Origin of the sequence: Granulicella aggregans (assembly GCF_025685565.1) — a bacterium.
Taxonomy (GTDB): domain Bacteria; phylum Acidobacteriota; class Terriglobia; order Terriglobales; family Acidobacteriaceae; genus Edaphobacter; species Edaphobacter aggregans_B.
In genome coordinates, this window is sequence record NZ_JAGSYE010000002.1 from 671998 (window position 1) to 689177 (window position 17180).

General features: G+C 59.3%; 18 protein-coding genes. 9 read left to right on the forward strand and 9 right to left on the reverse strand.

Translation table 11 applies throughout. The annotated features are described in order from the left end of the window. The 4 genes from nuoK (at window position 1) to OHL18_RS12430 (ending at window position 5556) form a co-directional block, all read left to right on the forward strand. A complete protein-coding gene (gene nuoK / locus OHL18_RS12415; protein WP_263375164.1) occupies window positions 1–303 on the forward strand; it encodes an NADH-quinone oxidoreductase subunit NuoK in 303 nt (100 codons plus the stop codon). Window positions 304–335: 32 nt separating this feature from the next. Next, complete coding sequence (gene nuoL, locus OHL18_RS12420) at window positions 336–2342, forward strand: NADH-quinone oxidoreductase subunit L (RefSeq protein ID WP_263375165.1); 2007 nt, start codon at window positions 336–338, stop codon at window positions 2340–2342. 95 nt (window positions 2343–2437) lie between these two features. Next, on the forward strand, window positions 2438–4051 hold the full coding sequence (locus OHL18_RS12425) for a complex I subunit 4 family protein (protein ID WP_263375166.1): 1614 nt from the start codon (window positions 2438–2440) through the stop codon (window positions 4049–4051). Then, window positions 4051–5556, forward strand: coding sequence for an NADH-quinone oxidoreductase subunit N (locus tag OHL18_RS12430; RefSeq protein ID WP_263375167.1), 1506 nt, complete (start codon window positions 4051–4053; stop codon window positions 5554–5556). The genes OHL18_RS12425 and OHL18_RS12430 overlap by 1 nt, the downstream gene beginning before the upstream one ends. A 58-nt stretch (window positions 5557–5614) precedes the next feature. Here OHL18_RS12430 and OHL18_RS12435 read toward each other — a convergent pair whose 3' ends face one another. Then, complete coding sequence (locus OHL18_RS12435; RefSeq protein WP_263375168.1) at window positions 5615–6805, reverse strand: acyltransferase family protein; 1191 nt, start codon at window positions 6803–6805, stop codon at window positions 5615–5617. 101 nt (window positions 6806–6906) lie between these two features. Between OHL18_RS12435 and mdh the strand changes: the two genes are divergently transcribed. Beyond that, a complete protein-coding gene (gene mdh, locus OHL18_RS12440; RefSeq protein WP_263375169.1) occupies window positions 6907–7836 on the forward strand; it encodes a malate dehydrogenase in 930 nt (309 codons plus the stop codon). Between the two features lie 57 nt (window positions 7837–7893). Here mdh and OHL18_RS12445 read toward each other — a convergent pair whose 3' ends face one another. The 3 genes from OHL18_RS12445 to OHL18_RS12455 form a co-directional block, all read right to left on the reverse strand. Beyond that, window positions 7894–9132 carry a hypothetical protein gene (locus OHL18_RS12445; RefSeq protein WP_263375170.1) on the reverse strand — a complete coding sequence of 413 codons (1239 nt, stop codon included), beginning with the start codon at window positions 9130–9132 and terminating at the stop codon, window positions 7894–7896. 150 nt (window positions 9133–9282) lie between these two features. Next, window positions 9283–9804 carry a peptidylprolyl isomerase gene (locus OHL18_RS12450; RefSeq protein ID WP_263375171.1) on the reverse strand — a complete coding sequence of 174 codons (522 nt, stop codon included), beginning with the start codon at window positions 9802–9804 and terminating at the stop codon, window positions 9283–9285. 74 nt (window positions 9805–9878) lie between these two features. Beyond that, window positions 9879–10679 carry a peptidylprolyl isomerase gene (locus OHL18_RS12455; protein ID WP_263375172.1) on the reverse strand — a complete coding sequence of 267 codons (801 nt, stop codon included), beginning with the start codon at window positions 10677–10679 and terminating at the stop codon, window positions 9879–9881. Between the two features lie 156 nt (window positions 10680–10835). Between OHL18_RS12455 and OHL18_RS12460 the strand changes: the two genes are divergently transcribed. Continuing rightward, window positions 10836–11129 (forward strand): putative quinol monooxygenase, encoded by a 294-nt coding sequence (locus OHL18_RS12460; RefSeq protein WP_263375173.1) that lies wholly within the window; start codon window positions 10836–10838, stop codon window positions 11127–11129. A 38-nt stretch (window positions 11130–11167) separates the two neighbouring features. Continuing rightward, the gene (locus tag OHL18_RS12465; protein ID WP_263375174.1) at window positions 11168–11428 is read left to right on the forward strand and encodes a hypothetical protein; all 261 of its coding nucleotides are present in this window, start codon (window positions 11168–11170) and stop codon (window positions 11426–11428) included. An 89-nt stretch (window positions 11429–11517) separates the two neighbouring features. On the opposite strand, the gene OHL18_RS12470 is transcribed toward OHL18_RS12465, so the two are convergent. The 4 genes from OHL18_RS12470 to OHL18_RS12485 all read right to left on the reverse strand — a co-directional run bounded on the left by OHL18_RS12470 (window position 11518) and on the right by OHL18_RS12485 (window position 13557). Then, on the reverse strand, window positions 11518–11832 hold the full coding sequence (locus OHL18_RS12470; RefSeq protein WP_184219558.1) for an ATP synthase F0 subunit C: 315 nt from the start codon (window positions 11830–11832) through the stop codon (window positions 11518–11520). Window positions 11833–11972: 140 nt separating this feature from the next. After that, window positions 11973–12704 (reverse strand): F0F1 ATP synthase subunit A, encoded by a 732-nt coding sequence (atpB, locus tag OHL18_RS12475; RefSeq protein ID WP_263375175.1) that lies wholly within the window; start codon window positions 12702–12704, stop codon window positions 11973–11975. 28 nt (window positions 12705–12732) lie between these two features. Further along, window positions 12733–13155, reverse strand: coding sequence for a hypothetical protein (locus OHL18_RS12480; protein WP_263375176.1), 423 nt, complete (start codon window positions 13153–13155; stop codon window positions 12733–12735). A 168-nt stretch (window positions 13156–13323) separates the two neighbouring features. Then, window positions 13324–13557: an AtpZ/AtpI family protein gene (locus tag OHL18_RS12485; protein WP_263375177.1), complete on the reverse strand. Its 234-nt coding sequence runs from the start codon at window positions 13555–13557 to the stop codon at window positions 13324–13326. A 105-nt stretch (window positions 13558–13662) separates the two neighbouring features. On the opposite strand from OHL18_RS12485, the gene OHL18_RS12490 reads away from it, so the two are divergent. Then, the gene (locus tag OHL18_RS12490; protein WP_263375178.1) at window positions 13663–15441 is read left to right on the forward strand and encodes a lysine--tRNA ligase; all 1779 of its coding nucleotides are present in this window, start codon (window positions 13663–13665) and stop codon (window positions 15439–15441) included. A 510-nt stretch (window positions 15442–15951) separates the two neighbouring features. Here OHL18_RS12490 and OHL18_RS12495 read toward each other — a convergent pair. Further along, the gene (locus OHL18_RS12495) at window positions 15952–16320 is read right to left on the reverse strand and encodes an RrF2 family transcriptional regulator (RefSeq protein ID WP_263375179.1); all 369 of its coding nucleotides are present in this window, start codon (window positions 16318–16320) and stop codon (window positions 15952–15954) included. Window positions 16321–16364: 44 nt separating this feature from the next. On the opposite strand from OHL18_RS12495, the gene OHL18_RS12500 reads away from it, so the two are divergent. Continuing rightward, on the forward strand, window positions 16365–17159 hold the full coding sequence (locus OHL18_RS12500) for a TIGR00282 family metallophosphoesterase (RefSeq protein WP_263375180.1): 795 nt from the start codon (window positions 16365–16367) through the stop codon (window positions 17157–17159). The last annotated feature ends 21 nt before the right edge of the window (window positions 17160–17180 follow it).

Below are 17180 nucleotides of genomic sequence, written 5' to 3' on the forward strand. Positions count from 1 at the left end.
ATGGTTCCCATCTCCTGGTACCTGATCCTCGCCGCGATCCTGTTCTCGACCGGCGTGGCTTCGTTCCTGATCAAGCGCAACGTCGTCACCATCTTCATGTCGATCGAGCTTATGCTCAACGCCGTGAACCTGACCTTTGTCGCCTTCGCCCATATGTGGCACCAGGTGAACGGCCAGATCTTCGTCTTCTTCGTCATGGTCGTCGCAGCGGCAGAGGCCGCGGTCGGCCTCGCCATCATCATCGCCATCTTCCGCACCCGCAGCACGTTGAACGTGGATCAGATCAACCTGATGAAGTCGTAACCGTAGCCCCGACAGGCAGGAAAAAGTAAGCTATGCCCTCTTCGTATCTCTGGTTGATTCCGCTGCTTCCCTTCGCCGGGTTCCTCATCAACGGGACCATTGGCCGCAAGCTGCCTCGCGCTGCCGTCACCGGAGTCGCCCTGCTCTTTACGCTCGTTCCCGCGCTGCTGGTTGCGTGGATCTGGAGCGGCGTTCTCGCCGGTGCAGCGCCGATCTCGATCGTCAGTGCTCCCTGGATCAGCATCTCCGGCTTCACCGTCAACTTCGCCTTCACGGTCGATCACCTCACCGCGATCATGCTGGCCATCGTCACCGGCGTTGGCTTCCTCATCCATCTCTACTCCGCCGGATACATGGCGCATGAGGACGGCTTCTGGCGCTTCTTCGCCTATCTGAACCTCTTCATGTTCTTCATGCTGGTGCTGGTGCTGTCGTCGAGCTTTCTTCTGCTCTTTGTCGGCTGGGAGGGCGTCGGTCTCGCCTCCTACCTGCTGATCGGCTTCTACTTCAAAAAGGACTCCGCCGCCAATGCTGGCAAGAAAGCCTTCGTCGTCAATCGAATTGGCGACTTCGGCTTCCTGCTTGCGATGTTCCTGATCATCGCCCACTTTGGCTCGCTCGATTTTGCGACCGTATTCAGCAAGGCATCCCTGATAACGACGCCAGGCGGATTCATCACGGCGATCTGCCTCCTGCTCGTCGTTGGAGCCGCCGGTAAGTCCGCCCAGATTCCTCTTTACGTCTGGCTGCCGGACGCGATGGAAGGTCCCACGCCCGTCTCCGCGCTCATCCACGCTGCGACCATGGTTACGGCCGGGATCTACATGGTCGCGCGCTGCCATGTGCTGTTCAATCTTTCTCCAGTGGCACTCACCGTCGTAGCCTGCATCGGCGCGGCCACCGCGATCTTCGCGGCGCTGATCGGTCTGGTGCAGACGGACATCAAGCGCGTCCTCGCCTACTCGACCGTCTCGCAGCTCGGCTACATGTTTCTGGCCTGCGGCGTTGGAGCGTACTCGGCCGCTATCTTCCACCTGATGACCCATGCCTTCTTCAAGGCGCTGCTCTTCCTCGCTGCGGGTTCGGTGATCCACGCGCTAAACGGCGAGCAGGATATGAACAAGATGGGCGCGCTCCGCAAGCGCATCCCCGTCACGTTTTATACGATGACGGCGGGAGTTATCGCCATCGCGGGAATCTGGCCCTTCGCTGGTTTTTACTCCAAGGACGAGATTCTCTATCAGGCCTTCACTTCTACGAACCCTGTTGGCAAACTTGTCTGGGCAGTCGGCCTCGTTACGGCGGGTCTCACTTCGTTCTACATGTTCCGTCTCTGGTTCAAGACCTTCTGGGGCGAGTCACACGTTGAGGAACATGGCTCGCTCGAGCACCACGGTGCCGCCGTCCATGCTCACTCTGACACCAAGCTGGTAATAGAGGCCAGCCATGATGACCACAGTCACTCGCATGGCGTTCACGAGTCGCCATGGATCATGCTATTCCCTCTTGTCATTCTCGCGATCCTCTCGTTCATTGGTGGCTGGGTCGGCAACCCGGAGGCCTTTGGTGGTCATGACGAGATCGGCCACTTCCTCGCGCCTGTACTTACTTCGGGTATCGCAGAGAGTGTCGAAGGCAGTCATAGTACGGAATGGATTCTGGCGGGGATATCTCTCGCGACCGCCTTCCTTGGTTTCCTCGTAGCCTACTTCCTCTACATCGTGAAGCCGGGAACCTCCACCAAGCTCGCCACCAGCTTCAAGCCCGTCTACACTCTGCTCGAGAACAAGTTCTACGTCGACGAGATCTACGCCTTGGTTATCGTCACACCGCTCATGGTCTTCTCGCGCCTCTTTCTCGCCGGTCTCGTCGATGGTGGCGTTGCCAGTGGAGTTCCCTCCGCCACCGCAGCCGGAGTTCGCGGTCTTGGCAGCCTGACCCGCAAGATACAGTCGGGAAACATTCGCTCCTACGCCGGATGGCTCGCGCTTGGCGCGGCCGCCGTGCTCGTCTTCATGATCTTTATCCACGTTCGGTAACGCCCGGGTGCCCCATCCATGCGGCTTCATCGCATGGGTGGGACGTAAAAAGTTCAAGCAATCGCTTTTACTAAGGAAAAGATGAACCTGCCGCTATGAATCTAGACCACTCCATCCTTTCGATCATCACCTTCGTCCCACTCGTGGGCGCGGTCGTTCTCGCGCTGCTGCCGGACAAAGGCAAGACGATGCAGTGGGGCGCGCTCGCCGTCAGCCTCGTCACCTTCCTCTGTACCCTGCATCTGCCCGCACACTATAACTACGCCGCGCACGGCTACCAGTTCGAGCAGAATTGCTCCTGGATCTCGAACCCCGCCATCCGCTACCACCTCGGCGTCGATGGACTCTCGCTCTGGCTCATCGTGCTCACCGGCTTTCTCGCGCCTCTTGGCGTGCTCATCAGCTGGAACGCGATCCCCAAGCGCAAGAAGACCTTCTACATCCTCTTCCTGCTGCAGCAGACGGCAATGTTCGGTGTCTTCGTCGCTCTCGACCTCTTCCTCTACTACGCATACTGGGAGCTCACGCTGGTTCCCATGACCATCCTGATCGCCACCTTCGGCCGCACCGAAAAGCGTCGCGCAGCAGCGATCAAGTACTTCCTCTACGCCTTCATCCCCTCGGCCATCCTGCTCGTCGCCGTCCTCTGGCTTTATGTGCAGACGGGCACCTTCGACGTGCCTACACTGACGCATCTCGCAGCGGTCCACGGCATCTCGGCCAATTCCCCGGCCCTCTGGCTCGCATCCCTAGCCTTTCTGTTCGCCTTCGCTGTGAAGGTGCCGATCTTCCCGCTGCACGGCTGGCTTTCTGATGCCGTCGCCGAAGCTCCTACCGCCGCTGTCATGGTGCTGGTCGGCAAGCTAGGCCTTTACTCCATCCTGCGCTTCAGCTTCGGCATCTTCCCGGACGAAAGCCACCGCATCGCTCCGCTGCTGATTGCGCTCGCCGCCATCGGCATCGTCTACGGCGCGCTCATCGCGCTTGTTCAGAAAGACCTGAAACGCCTAGCCGCCTACGGCACGCTCGGCCACGTCAGCGTCGCGGTGCTGGGCATCTTCACCTTCACCATCGCCGGCCTCGACGGCGGCATCTACCAGACCCTCAACGAGGGTCTCGGCGGCGCGGCCTTCTTCATGCTGCTCGGCCTGCTCTACGAGCGCTACCAGACCTACGACATGCGCGGGTACGGCGGTCTGGCCGCGAAGTTCCCGTGGATGGTGACCCTCTTCGTCATCACCACGCTCTCGGTCATCGGCCTGCCCATGCTGAACGGCTTCGTCGGCGAGTTCCTTGTCTTCTCTGGCTCGATGCAGTGGTCGCTGCTGCACGGCAGCAGCTTCTGGTGGACGGCCCTCTCGACATCGGGCGTCATCCTTACCGCTGCCTACATGCTCTGGATGATCCAGCGCGTCTTCTACGGCGACCTCGGCATCAAGAGCGAGACCGTCACCGGATGGGACATCGATGCGCGCGAGCACATCGCTCTCTGGCCGCTCATGGCCGTCTTCCTTGTAATGGGATTGGCATCGCCCTACTGGACACGCGCAATTGATACCTTCGCGGTTACAAATCAACAACCGGCAGTCACATCGCCCGCCACCCCAGCCGATACCGCATCCCGGCCCGGCGCGTTTGCCGACCCAACACTATCCTCTGCCGCGCTCGGCAAACCCGCTCCAGAAACAAACAAGGGAGCCCGCTACTAATGTCGCCTAACGTAATCGACCTGCTTCCCGAAGAGATACTTACCATCACTGGCGTGCTCGTCATGCTGATCGAGCCGGTGCTGAAACCCGGCACCAGCCGCAAGCCGCTCGGATGGCTCGCAATCCTCGGCACCATCGCATCAGGTGCCGCAGCGTTCTATCAGCTTCAGTTCGGCACGCTTCAGGCCTACTCCGGCTTGATCCAGATCGATGCCTTTTCGGTCTTCTTTCATGTCCTGATCGCAGCGGTTGTGCTGGTCACGCTGCTGGGGTCGCTGGATTACTTTGACGGTCACGCTACCCACGCTGGCGAGTACTTTGCGCTCGCGCTCTTCGGCGCCGTGGGCATGATGCTGATGACCTGCTCGGTCGAGTTGCTGATGGTCTTCATCGGCCTCGAGATCTCTTCGATCTCGACCTACATCATGGCCGGCTTCCGCAAGGGTCAGGCAACAGGCTCCGAGTCCTCCATCAAATACTTCCTTCTCGGCAGCTTCGCGACGGCCTTCTTCCTCTACGGCATCGCGCTGGCCTTCGGTGCGACCGGCTCCACATCGATCGCGGCCATCGCCGCGGGTCTCGGCACCTCCGCTACGCCTACTATGGCCTTCATGGCGCTGGCCATGATTGTGATCGGTATCGGCTTCAAGGTCTCCGCGGCTCCCTTCCATGTATGGACGCCGGACGTCTACCAGGGCGCTCCCGCCCCGGTCGTGGGCCTGATGTCGACCGCACCCAAGGCCGCCGCCTTCGCTGTGCTTCTTCGTATCACCTTCGACGGCTTCCCAGGCTTCGAGCCCCGCTGGGCGCTCCTGATCGGCATCATTGCCGTGCTCTCGATGACCATCGGCAACCTCGGCGCTCTGCTGCAGAAGGACGTGAAGCGCATGCTGGCTTACTCGAGCATCGCGCATGCAGGCTACCTGCTCGTAGCCTTCACCGCCTTCCCTAAGGACGCGATCGCCTCGGCCGCCTTCTACATCGCGGCCTATTCGGCGATGAACGTCGGTGCCTTCGCCGTCATCACCCAGGTCTCAGGCTACGACGAGACCTCGCGTACCGCGGAAGACTTCACCGGCCTCGCGCTGCGCCGTCCGGTCATGGCTGCGCTGCTCAGCTTCTTCCTGCTCTCGCTGATCGGGATTCCCTTCACCGGCGGATTCTTCGGCAAGTTCTACGTCTTCTCGGCCGCCATCAACGCCGGCCACATCTGGATCGCCGTTCTCGGTCTGGCGAACAGCGGCTTCGCCTGCTTCTACTATCTCCGCCTGATCGCCGCTCTCTATACGAAATCGCTCAAAGACGTGACCGAGGATGGCGTGGACATCGCCCATCCCTTCACCGCGACGACTGTGCCTGCTGGCATCGGCCTCACGCTTGCGGCTGCCGCGACGCTGATCCTTGGCATCCTTCCAGGACAGGTTTTGCAGCTGGCTCAGCGCGCTGGGACTACGTCGCTCGCTCCGGTTGAGAAAGCTGCCATGCCCACGATCGAAATTAAGTAGACTTGCCTTCCGGTCGGCGGTTGGCTGTCGAAATCGTGTGCTTATCCGTTGAACTGGATCACACCGTCGGTGCTCTGTGTACCTGACCTGCGAATCGATCTTTGAGCTTCAGTAAAGGTCTCTCCAGAAAGCGATAGCTCAGTGCCGCAATCAGCAGAGTGGCCGTGAATGCGACCAGCAGGGTCATCGCAAACGGGTGTTCAGTTGAGACTCGGTGGGCCAGCTCTGAGTAAACATCGTGCAGTAGATCGTGGTAGACGTAGAAGCCATAGCTGATGATGCCCAGGGCGCGTAGCGGCCTCCAACTAAGCGCGGCTCCTAAAGCGCTGCCGGGGTGAATGCATTCCAGAATTAGTGCGGCAGCGAAGACGTCAATGATCGTGAAGCCAAACACCCCGATCCAATTCGAAGCTGAGCCGTCCAGGGGCAAGGCAAGCGCTTTTGTAGCGATGAGATAGAGCGCGACAAAGAGGGCTGCGGAAATGAGCAGCAAAGGACGGCTCAACCGGCGCACCATGGCCTCTTCCGGGCCGCGCAAACTGAGCGCGACAAGACCACCAATAAGCAGCGCATCGAGGCGAGTGGGCAAGCTTCGATAAAACAGTTCCATGCGGAGGAGTTGAGGGGAAAGCGTCACACTCAGAATGCCTCGAAGAATCGGACTGAAAATGACCGCAGCCAAGCAGATCTTGATCAGCGTCTCTCGCCTCCGTACCTGATACACGATAAGCGGCCAGATCAAGTAGAACTGTTCTTCTACGCAGAGCGACCAGAAGTGGCCTATGTAGAGATGAAACGGGTATCCGAACCAGGAACTGACGGGCGCTCCAAATGTCAGCTTGTCGAAGCGGTACGGATCGCCTGGGACATGGAGGAAGAAAAACCGGGCGTAGTTCCCGAGGTAGACCGGCCAAAGTGCCCAGCGCCAATTCCACTGCCAATGAGCCAAGCGCGCAACGAGCAGGACGATTGCCCAGATGAAGTAATACAACGGGAAGATTCGCAAGGTACGCCGGACATAGAAGTCTCGGTAGCGATGGCCTTTGTGCTGGCTGTCATAGAGGATGCCAGTGATGAGAAATCCGGACAGCACGAAGAAGATATCGACGCCGGTCCATCCCCAGCCAAACAGGAATGCTCGGCCTGCGCCGTAGTGCTGAAAGAAGACCATAATGACAGCCACGGCCCGCAATCCATCTAGCGCAACGTAATATGCCGATTTTGGGACACCAGGGGAGGTTAAGGTCATCTTGGAATCTAACTATATCGCGCGCCGGTGATCGCACACCGATTTGCCACCCCTCATGTTGAAGGCGGAAAATTGAACGTAAGTCATTTCCGGAGAAGATAATGCGCAAGAAAGTAACCATCGTAGGATCGGGCAATGTTGGAGCCACCGCAGCACACTGGATCGCCGCCAAGGAACTGGCCGATGTTGTCCTGCTGGACGTCGTCGAAGGCGTGCCCCAGGGCAAGGCGCTCGATCTTCTGCAGGCCATGCCGATTGAGAAGCGCGACTGCAGTATCCTCGGCACCAACGACTACGCAGACACCGCCAACTCCGACATCGTCGTCATCACCGCAGGCATCGCCCGCAAGCCGGGCATGAGCCGCGACGACTTGTTGAACACCAACTCCGGCATCATGTCGAGCGTCGTCAAGCAGGTCGTAGCCGCGTCGCCCGACACCATCATCATCGTCGTCTCGAACCCGCTGGATGCCATGGCGCAGGCTGCGTTCAAGCACTCCGGCTTCCCGCGCGAGCGCGTTATAGGCATGGCGGGCGTGCTCGACTCAGCCCGCTTCCGTACGTTTATCGCTACGGAGCTGAACGTCTCGGTCGAGAATGTCACAGCCTTCGTCCTTGGCGGCCACGGCGACACCATGGTGCCGCTCTCGCGCTACTCGACCGTCGCTGGCATTCCGATCACAGAGTTGATTGCGCCCGATCGCTTGAAGGAGCTTGAGAGCCGCACAGCCAATGGTGGCGCGGAGATTGTGAAGCACCTGAAGACTGGGTCTGCTTACTATGCGCCTTCTGCGGCTGCGGTCGAGATGGTCGAAGCCATCCTCAAGGACAAGAAAAAGATCCTTCCCTGCGCCGCCTATCTCCAAGGCGAGTACGGCATCTCCGGACTCTATGTCGGCGTGCCTTGCAAGCTGGGAGCGAAGGGCCTTGAGCAGATCATCGAAATCAAGCTGACGGCTGAAGAGCAAGCCGCGCTGCAGAAGTCTGCTGATTCGGTGAAGGAGCTCTGCACCGTGATCGACGTTCTGTAAGACTCCGAAGCATAGACCTACGCGAGAGGGCCGGCTCCATAGCCGGCCCATTCTTGTTTAATCAGGCTGGCCACGCTGTTCGGAGGCCGCCTTGTTGGAGTAGTGCGTCACATATTTCAGCCGGCCTACGTAGCCTAGACGAATGGGTTCGGCACCCGTGGGCAGAATCCAGAACGCGGCGTAAGCGAAGAGGAAGGCCCAGCCGATGATCCTGCGCCCCATTGGGATCTCCGACGCGGGAGCGTCAGGACCGTCGCGTTCGACACGCTGTACGTCCAGATAAAGCAACAGAAACGCGATGCTGATGACGTGAATGTAGATCCAGCGTCCCCAGTCGACGGCGAAGTAGAAGAGCACGAGCGTGCCTAGGAAAGAGACGAACACTGAGGTCCAGAGCACGATAAGGTCGCGCGAGAAGCGAGCACGGGCCAGGACAAGGCTCTCTCCAAGGGTCGGAACCAGCGCCAGCGCCGCGAAGAACGGGAAGACCTTCCAGTAACCATATCTGTGGATGAACATAATTGTCTCTGCGCGTGCGAAGTCGCGGGAGCGGACGAGATAGACCATAGCTCCGTTGGCGCAGATCTCCGTGCTGTTCGGCACTTCGAATTTGTATCCGATAGAGGAGCATATCTGGGTGACGATCTGCTCGTTGCCGATATGTTTGGAGCAGAAGTACGTAGCTACGACACCCACCAGAGCAGGCAACGCGCACGCCTTCGCCGCTTCCCTGAAGCTGCGACCGCTGAACATCAGCGCCGCGAAGAAGTAAGGAGCGTAGAAGATGTTGCCTTCGTGCGAGAGCGTGCCAATCAGAATCGCCGCGGTCAGGTAGAGTACGACGCCGGTAGACGACAGCTTCCCCTTCTTGAGCAGAAGGAGGAACAGGGCGAGCGCCGCGATGTGGATGATCTCTTTGTTGTAGCCCGAACGCGGGTGCAGAAATTGATAGGAGAACGTTGCGGGAGAGAGCAGCAGTGCCAGCACCCAGAGGTTCAAAGAGGACGCGAGGACGAAGAAACGTGCCGACCAGAAGATGATGACGTAGCAAAGAAGGTAGAAGACTACGACGTACACGACCGGCGATAGATGGGTCACGCGGCTGAGAACGTATGCAACCTGCCCAGGAAGCCCGCGGCGGATGAAGCCGCCTTCGTAGTTCACCAGCCAGTTCGAAAGCGTCCAGTTGCGGGAGACGCGAATGACGATCAGTCCATTGATTAAGGTCAACGCAGACGCGTAGAAAAAAAATACATTGACCCAGGTCTTTGGGAGCTTCAGGGATGCAAGCTGCATGGTGTCGGATCTCCGGTATACGGGGTGCGGACTCGCCGGCTACGCTTGCACTATAAATGGTCTCAGCAATGGCCGGAGAAGGGTTCGGAAAGTTCCTAAAGACCTCTCCGAACTCTCTCTCCGGCCATGTATGACATGCGACAGACGGCGTTAGGCTACGCGCTCGATCGTGACACTCTCGAGTACCACGGGCGTCTTCGGACGGTCCATGCCGTCCTTGGCTACCTTGGAGATCTTCTCGACGATGTCGTAGCCTTCAACGACTTCGCCGAAGATGGTGTGCTTGCCGGTCAGCCAGCTGGTGTCTGCGACGGTGATGAAGAACTGCGATCCGTTGGTATTCGGGCCGGCGTTCGCCATGGCCAGCTTGCCCTTCTGCTGGAAGCCGTGCTTCGAGCCCTTGGTCTCGTCCGCAAACTTGTAGCCAGGACCGCCCATGCCGGTGCCTTCGGGGTCGCCGCCCTGGATCATGAAGTTCGGGATCACGCGATGGAAGATGGTGCCGTCGTAGAGCTTGTCACCCTTCTTGGAGCGGCTGTTCCACTCCTTGGTTCCCTCGGCGAGACCGATAAAGTTTGCAACCGTCTGCGGTGCGTCCGCCTCGAACAGCTCGCAAACGATCGTTCCTTCCGATGTCTTGAATGTGGCGTATACGCCGGGCTTGGTAGGCATTGTGAATCTTCTCCTTGCAGGTTAATGGATCGGTAAAAAGGGCGCTCCCGCTGAATCGCAGGATGAGCGCAAAACTAGTTAGATGTAGCCGCGGGCAATTTTGGCGTTGCCGCAGGTGCGGCTGCAGGCAGCGGCGGCATGGGCTGGCCTTCGCGCACGATCGTCACTTTATTGATGATGACTGGCTCGCGGGGTTTGTCCTGCGCGTCGCGATCGACGCGCGCAATGGAGGCCACAACCAGCACGCTGTGTTCATCGCACTGGCCGAAGATGGTGTAGCCGCCGTTCAGGTCGGGATACGGGACCTCGGTGATGAAGAACTGAGAACCATTGGTTCCATGGCCATCCGTTCCCTGGCCCGCGTTCGCCATGGCTAGGCGTCCCGCGACGTCGAAGGTCAACGACGGGTCGGTCTCGTTGTCGAAGTAGTAGCCTGCATCGCCCATGCCGGTTCCTAGCCGATCGCCACCCTGGATCATGAATCCCGGAATGACGCGGTGGAACGTGACGCCGTTGTAAAACGGCTGGTGATGGACCTTCTTGTGGGTCGTCTGATCTTCCCAGTCCTTCGAACCTTCAGCTAAACCAATAAAATTCGCCGAGGCCACAGGGGCGATCTTGTCAAAGAGCTTGCAGGTCATTCGCCCCATGGTCGAATCGATCACGACCGTCGGCCCGGTCGGCACCGGTGGTGCCTTGGCGTGGCTCACCGTGCTGGGAGCGTCGGGCAGGTCCTGCGAGGCGGCCGCGGGCGCCGATTGGGTGGTAGCAGGTGCCGGGGGCGGGGTCTGCGAGGCCGGAGCTTGCGCCAGAACGGGAGAACAATAGGCGGCTGGGCCAAGAAGCGCCATCAGCGCGAACGAGCGAAGGATCATTGAGCGGTAAATCTCCACTTAGACAGGCTATCGCAGCCATCGTTATGAAGCAAAACCGGTGGTTCAATTCGGGAGTGAAGCGAAACCAAATGTCGTTCCCAATGTAACTACCCCGCAACAGGATGCGTCTTATCGTGAAGCAATAGGAGGAAGCCAATGGTTCGTTTCGCACTATACGGAGAGTTGAAGGCCAAGCCCGGCAAAGAAGCCGAGGTTGAGGCCTTTCTGAAGCAGGGCGCGGAGATGGCAAAGCAGGAAAAAGGCACCGTCACCTGGTACGCCCTGAAGGAAGATGATGGAGCGTATGGCATCTTCGATACGTTTGAAGATGAGGCAGGCCGCGAGGCTCACCTGAACGGCGACATCGCGAAAGCATTGATGGCCAAGGCAGCCGACCTCTTTTCCGAACCGCCAAAGATCCACAAGATCGACATTGTGGCCGAGAAATAGCAGCTTCGGTTAAAGGGCGATTGTTCGATGATTGTTCGATGTCCGACAACCTCGAAGTGGCCTCCTACATCACAGAGACAAGCATGGAGGTGCTTTTCATGGCACAGGGACTTGATTCAACGAAATCCGCAGCACGCCCGTCGCACGAGGCAATCGAACAGGACACCGTTGCTACCGAGGTAGGTGACTCCGAGCAGAAGCGCTTGGATCACATTGGCATGGAAGCGGCGAAACGCGGCAATAATCGCATCATTAGCAATGAAGAGAGGATCCCCTCAAGCACGATCTTCACCAAGTAATTCCGAAATCACTTCCCCAGATTGAAAACAGAAAAGGCGCTCCGACTGGAGCGCCTTTTTCTTTTTTACCTTGGCCCGAAGGCCGCAGACTAGACAGCCTTGAGGTAGATGATAACGAAGGTGAAGAGAGCGAGGGACTCGATGAAGGCGAGACCGAGAATCAGGAAGATGAAGATTCCGGGACGGGCGCCGGGGTTACGTGCGAGAGCTTCGGTAGCCGAAGCAGTCGCCTTACCCTGACCGAGACCGCAGAGGCCCGATGCGAGCGCCATGCCGAGCCCGGCAGCCAGCGGAACCGAGTTGAATCCACCTGTCGCAGTTCCCTGCGCAAAGGCCGGCGATGCGATGAGCAACGCAGCCAACGACATAAAGACGTACTTGAAAACCATGAACGTGTTCTTCATTGTGTTGCTCCTGCTCCCAGAATGTACGCCGCCAGTGGGTGGTTGATGCTCACCGTGCTGGCACCCTCACGCTATGCGGCGCTGTTGCAATCCCGCGGAGTGGGAGCCACTCTCCACGGCGAAACTTGTTTGCACGATCTCTAGTGATCGTGTGAGACAGCCAGCGAGAGATAGATCGTCGCCAGCAGGAAGAAGACATAAGCCTGAACGACAGCCACACCAAGGTGCAGACCGAGAAAGATCAGCGGCACGCCGATCGGCACCAGCGAGAAGAACGCCAGTGTTACGAGATCACCCGCCAGCATGTTCGCGTAGAGACGGACGGTGAGCGAGAGGACGCGCGCCAGGTGCGAGATGATCTCGATGGGCAGCATCAGCGGATAGAGCCACCACACCGGCCCCAGGAACTGCTTGATGTAGCCCGCTCCGTTCGCCCGGATGCCATGGTAGTGGTAGTAGAGAAAGGTGCAGAGCGCGAAGCCGAGCGGCACGACCGCGTTCGCTGTGGGCGACTCGAGGCCGGGGATCAGGCCGAGCAGGTTCGCCAGCAGGATGAACAGGAAGAGCGTGGTCAGGTAGGCCGTGAACTTCTCATAACCATGGCCGACGATCGATTCGCTCTGGTCGGCGACAAACTCGCTGGTCATCTCGGCGAGATGCTGCACCGCGCCGGGCTTCTCAACGCTCAGCGAGACACGCACCGCGATGAAGTACAGCAGCAGGAAGGCCGTTACGAGCAGCTCCATAGCCACGGCGTTCGTGATCGGGGCCTTCGGGTGAAGCACGTGAATATGCAGCGCAGCCAGGAGCGAGTCGACCGGTCCGGCGAAGAGCGAGTTCAAAAACTTGGTCAGCAGTAGCTGTTTCGGCATAAGTAGTTTCTTTTGAGCTGAATTCTGACTACACCGTCCAGGCCTTCATCAGCCGGATGCCCTCGATCGAGAGACAAAACACTCCCAGACCAAGGCCAGCCGCGAGCGCGAACACTGAACCGTGTAGAACCTTAAGGCTACCATACAGAAGCACGACGGTAAGCCCCAGCCGCAGGAAGAAACCCAACAAAACACGGCCCATAGGCTTGGCTTTCCCGGTTCCTCCCGGCTCGGCATCCATCTGGGCCATCACGGCTGTCATCAGGCGCAGCCACTCCCACAATCCCGAGCCAGAGATCAACGCGCCGACCAGCAGTAGCGCGGCACTCTGCCAGCCCAGCTTCAGCCAGAGCAGCACTGCTCCGACCGCCGTCAGGATCGCCAGCAGCCGGATCGCTCCGATCACGGTCCGGCGAAAGTCGGCGTCGGTAAATTCGTCAAAAGCCTTCATCGTCCCAATATCCCCAACCCACTATGAAGCGTCATCTCGACCGGAGCGAAGCGGAGTGGAGAGACCCCCGCATTTGCATTTGTCCTTCTGCGCCGTGGAACATGTGCATGTGCCCCATTCATCGCGGCATTATCGCGATGAGTGGGTCTTAGTGCGCCAAATACCGCGCTACCGCCCATCACTCAAAAACTTCGAAGCCGTGCGGAAGATCTGGATAAAGCCAGCGACCGCCCCCAGCAGAATCCCCAGAATCCCGATCCAGTGCTGATGGAAGTGCCGGTCTGCCCATCCGCCTGCCAGCCAGCCGATCAGGCATCCAGCAGGCAGCGCAATCGCCAACTGAATCATCGACTCGGCCTTGACCACCTCGCCCAGCCCGCGCTTCTTCTCTTCACTTGCCATAGCTTTTCATTACATCATGGCGGCATCGCCGTTGGCCCTGCCGGGATGCAGCACCTCGTTATACTGAAGTGTCTGGCCTCCACGCCAGCCTCCAAAGGGACACCTGTGTACGAATCGAAGTTTGAGGAAGACCTCTACCAACTGCGCCGCGACAAGCTGAAGCAGATCGCCGAATTGGGCCAGCCCAGCTACCCCAACAGCTACGCCGCCACGACGACCGTGCCCGAGATCTGGGCCGCCTACGACGCCATCACCTCCGAGCAGTTCGAGGCCGACATCGCCGCCGGCAAGAAGATCGAGGTCTCCATCGCCGGCCGCATCATGGCCATTCGCGTCCAGGGCAAGGCCGGGTTCGCGCAGTTGCAGCAGAGCGGCCGCCGCCTGCAGATCTACGTTCGCAAGGACGACGTTGGCGAGACGTCATTCGCCATCTACAAGCTGCTCGACCTGGGCGACCACATCGGCGTTCGCGGCCACCTCTTCCGCACCCGCACTGGCGAGCTGACCATCCACGTCGCGGAACTGACGTTCCTGACCAAGGCGATGCTCGCGCTGCCGGACAAGTACCACGGTCTCGAAGACACGGAGCTGCGCTACCGCCAGCGTTACGTTGATCTCTTCATGAACACCGGCAACACCCCGAAGACCGCCCCCGCCCCGGCTCCGTCAACAGAACCGGGAGCCGCCACGGAACCGGGTGCCCCATATCTGGCGGCCTCATCGCCAGATGTGGGAGAAGCGCCACAGGTCCAGCCCGAAGGCCCACCCAACGTCCGCGAGGTCTTCGTCAAGCGAGCCGCCATCCTCCGCGCCCTCCGCACCTTCTTCGACTCACGCGGTTACCTCGAAGTCGAGACACCGATGATGCACTCCATCGCCGGCGGAGCCGCGGCGCGCCCTTTCACGACCCACCACAACACGCTGGATATGGATCTCTTCCTGCGCATCGCGCCGGAGCTTTACCTGAAGCGGCTGGTGGTCGGCGGCATGGACCGCGTCTACGAGATCAACCGTAACTTCCGCAACGAAGGCGTCAGCACGCAGCACAACCCCGAGTTCACCATGCTCGAGTTCTACCAGGCGTATGCGAACTACCACGACCTGATGAATTTGACGGAAGAGCTGGTGAAGTTCGTGGCGATGGAAGTGAACGGGACGACCAATTGTCACTTCAATGGGAACGAAATCGATCTCGACAAATGGACCAAGCTGTCGATGCGGGATGCCATCATTCGTTTCTTCCCGACGGAGTTCGCTCAACAGCCGATAATCAGTACCTTCGATACTAGGGAATCTTTGTACAGCCTTCTCGACATGGTTGTGAATACGGGATATAGCTGCGAGGTCGCAGAGCGGAGAACCGAGCTAGACCGGATAATCAACGCCCTGAACTTGTCAAAATCAAATCTCTCCGTTGGCGACCCACTTGGCAAGGTCATCGCAGAAGTCTTCGAGACCGTCGCCGAGTCCCATCTCGTCCAACCCACGATCATCTACGACTTCCCTCTAGCCGTCTCTCCGCTCTCCAAGCAGAAGCCCAACGAGCCCGACTGGGTGGAGCGCTTCGAGTTCTACATCGGCGGCTTCGAAGTGGGCAACGCCTTCTCCGAGCTGAACGACCCCGACGAGCAGCGCCGCCGCTTCGAAGCCCAGATGGCCGAGAAAGAACGCGGCGACGACGAGGCCCACGGCATGGAAGAAGACTACGTCCGCGCCCTCGGCTACGGCCTCCCGCCCACCGGCGGCGAGGGCATCGGCATCGACCGCCTTACCATGATTCTCACCGGCAGCCGCTCTATCCGCGACGTGATCCTCTTCCCGCTCATGCGGCCCCAGGCGAAGACCAATAGCGCTGATTCCAAGCCAGAGACTCCGTCATCCTGAGCGGAGGCGCGTAGCGCCGAAGTCAAAGGACCCCGATAAAGTTCACACCACCCATGCCGCTCGGACCTTTCAGCCACGTACTTGAATGTGGCTGAGAGGTTCGAGCGGTACTGGCAGGTACAAACAGCGTCGGGATCCTTCGACTCCGCTTCTCGCGATACAACCGCGAGATGCTACGCTCAGGATGACGGGATTCACTCGCATCGACCGAGGACTCACCCGACCTGTCAAGCCATTTTCCCCGTATCTCCCTCATTCTAAAAGCCAAAAACTTGCCCAAAGGATAGTGCCCACCTGCTATCCTTAACTTATGCTGCGAAAAGAAAATTTCAGCTGCGGGCACTCATCCGGACGAATCTGCTAACCGTATAAGAATGACGACTTTAGGGTATAAGCCTTTTATTATGAGGACTTTGACCTCTGCAATTTTTTAAGTCGCACATTGCAAACAACTTATACCGGCCGAGGCTAGCGTTTTTTTTGCGGGCCATCGCACGCAGAGGAACAAACCTACCCTTTCTTCATCCGCTTCACTACCTGCGCCAGCGTGGTCTCGTTCATCGCGGCCACCGCGTGCGATGCCGTCTTCTTCATCAACGAGGCCAGCGCCTTGTCCTCGACGCCGAGCCACTCCCCTGCCGTCGCCGCGAACACATCGCCGATGCCGATCTCCTTCGCTGCCACCTTCAACTTCGCTCCGCCGCTGGGCCCCTTGCGCTGCACGATGAAGCCCGCTTCATGCAGTTGAAGAAACACACGCCGCACCATCACCGCGCTCTCGTTCAACTCGTCCGCAATCGCCTGCGAGGTGTGCATTGCCTCAGGTTCAGCCGCCAACAGTGCCAGGACACGCAGCCCCAAATCGAAACGTCCATTCATTGCCATGCAAAGCAAGCTATCACACGCTCTGCTAGCATTTCGAAGTGAATATCCTCTTTGTCGGCGACGTCTTCGGATCAGCCGGCCGCCATATCGTCCGCGAACACCTCCCCCACGTCCTGGAAACCAACGCCGTCGACCTGCTGGTCATCAACGGCGAGAACTCCGCCGGCGGCTTCGGCATCACGCCGTCGCTGGCCGAAGAGTTCTTCGACATGGGCGCGCATGTCATCACCACCGGCAACCACATCTGGGACAAGCGCGAGATCTTCGAGTACATGGCCGTCCCCGCGGACTCGCATGTGCGCGGCCGCCGCGTGCTGCGGCCGGCCAACTACGCGGTCGGCACGCCGGGCTTCGGCTACTACCAGGGCGAGCTGCCGACGGGCCAGGAGTACGCCGTCATCAACCTGCAGGGCCGCGTCTTTATGTCGTCCTGCGACGACCCCTTCCGTAAGGCCGATGAGCTGCTCTCGAAGATAACCGCCAAGGTCATCCTGCTGGACTTCCACGGCGAGGCGACATCGGAGAAGGTGGCGCTGGGATGGTATCTCGATGGCCGCGTGACAGCCGTGCTGGGAACGCATACGCACATCCCAACGGCCGACAACCGCATTCTGCACAACGGGACGGCTTACCAGACGGACGTGGGCATGTCGGGGCCGTATGACTCCGTAATCGGCGTGGAGAAGGAGCTTATTCTGGCGAAGTTCCTCACCGGCATGCCGGGCAAGTTCGAGGCAGCTAAAGGCAACGCGAAGATGTGCGCGGCGCTGATAGAGTGCGACGGCGCGACCGGGCGGGCGACGCATATTCAGCGGATCATGCTAGGAGAATGACGGGTAGATCGGGCCTTTGGC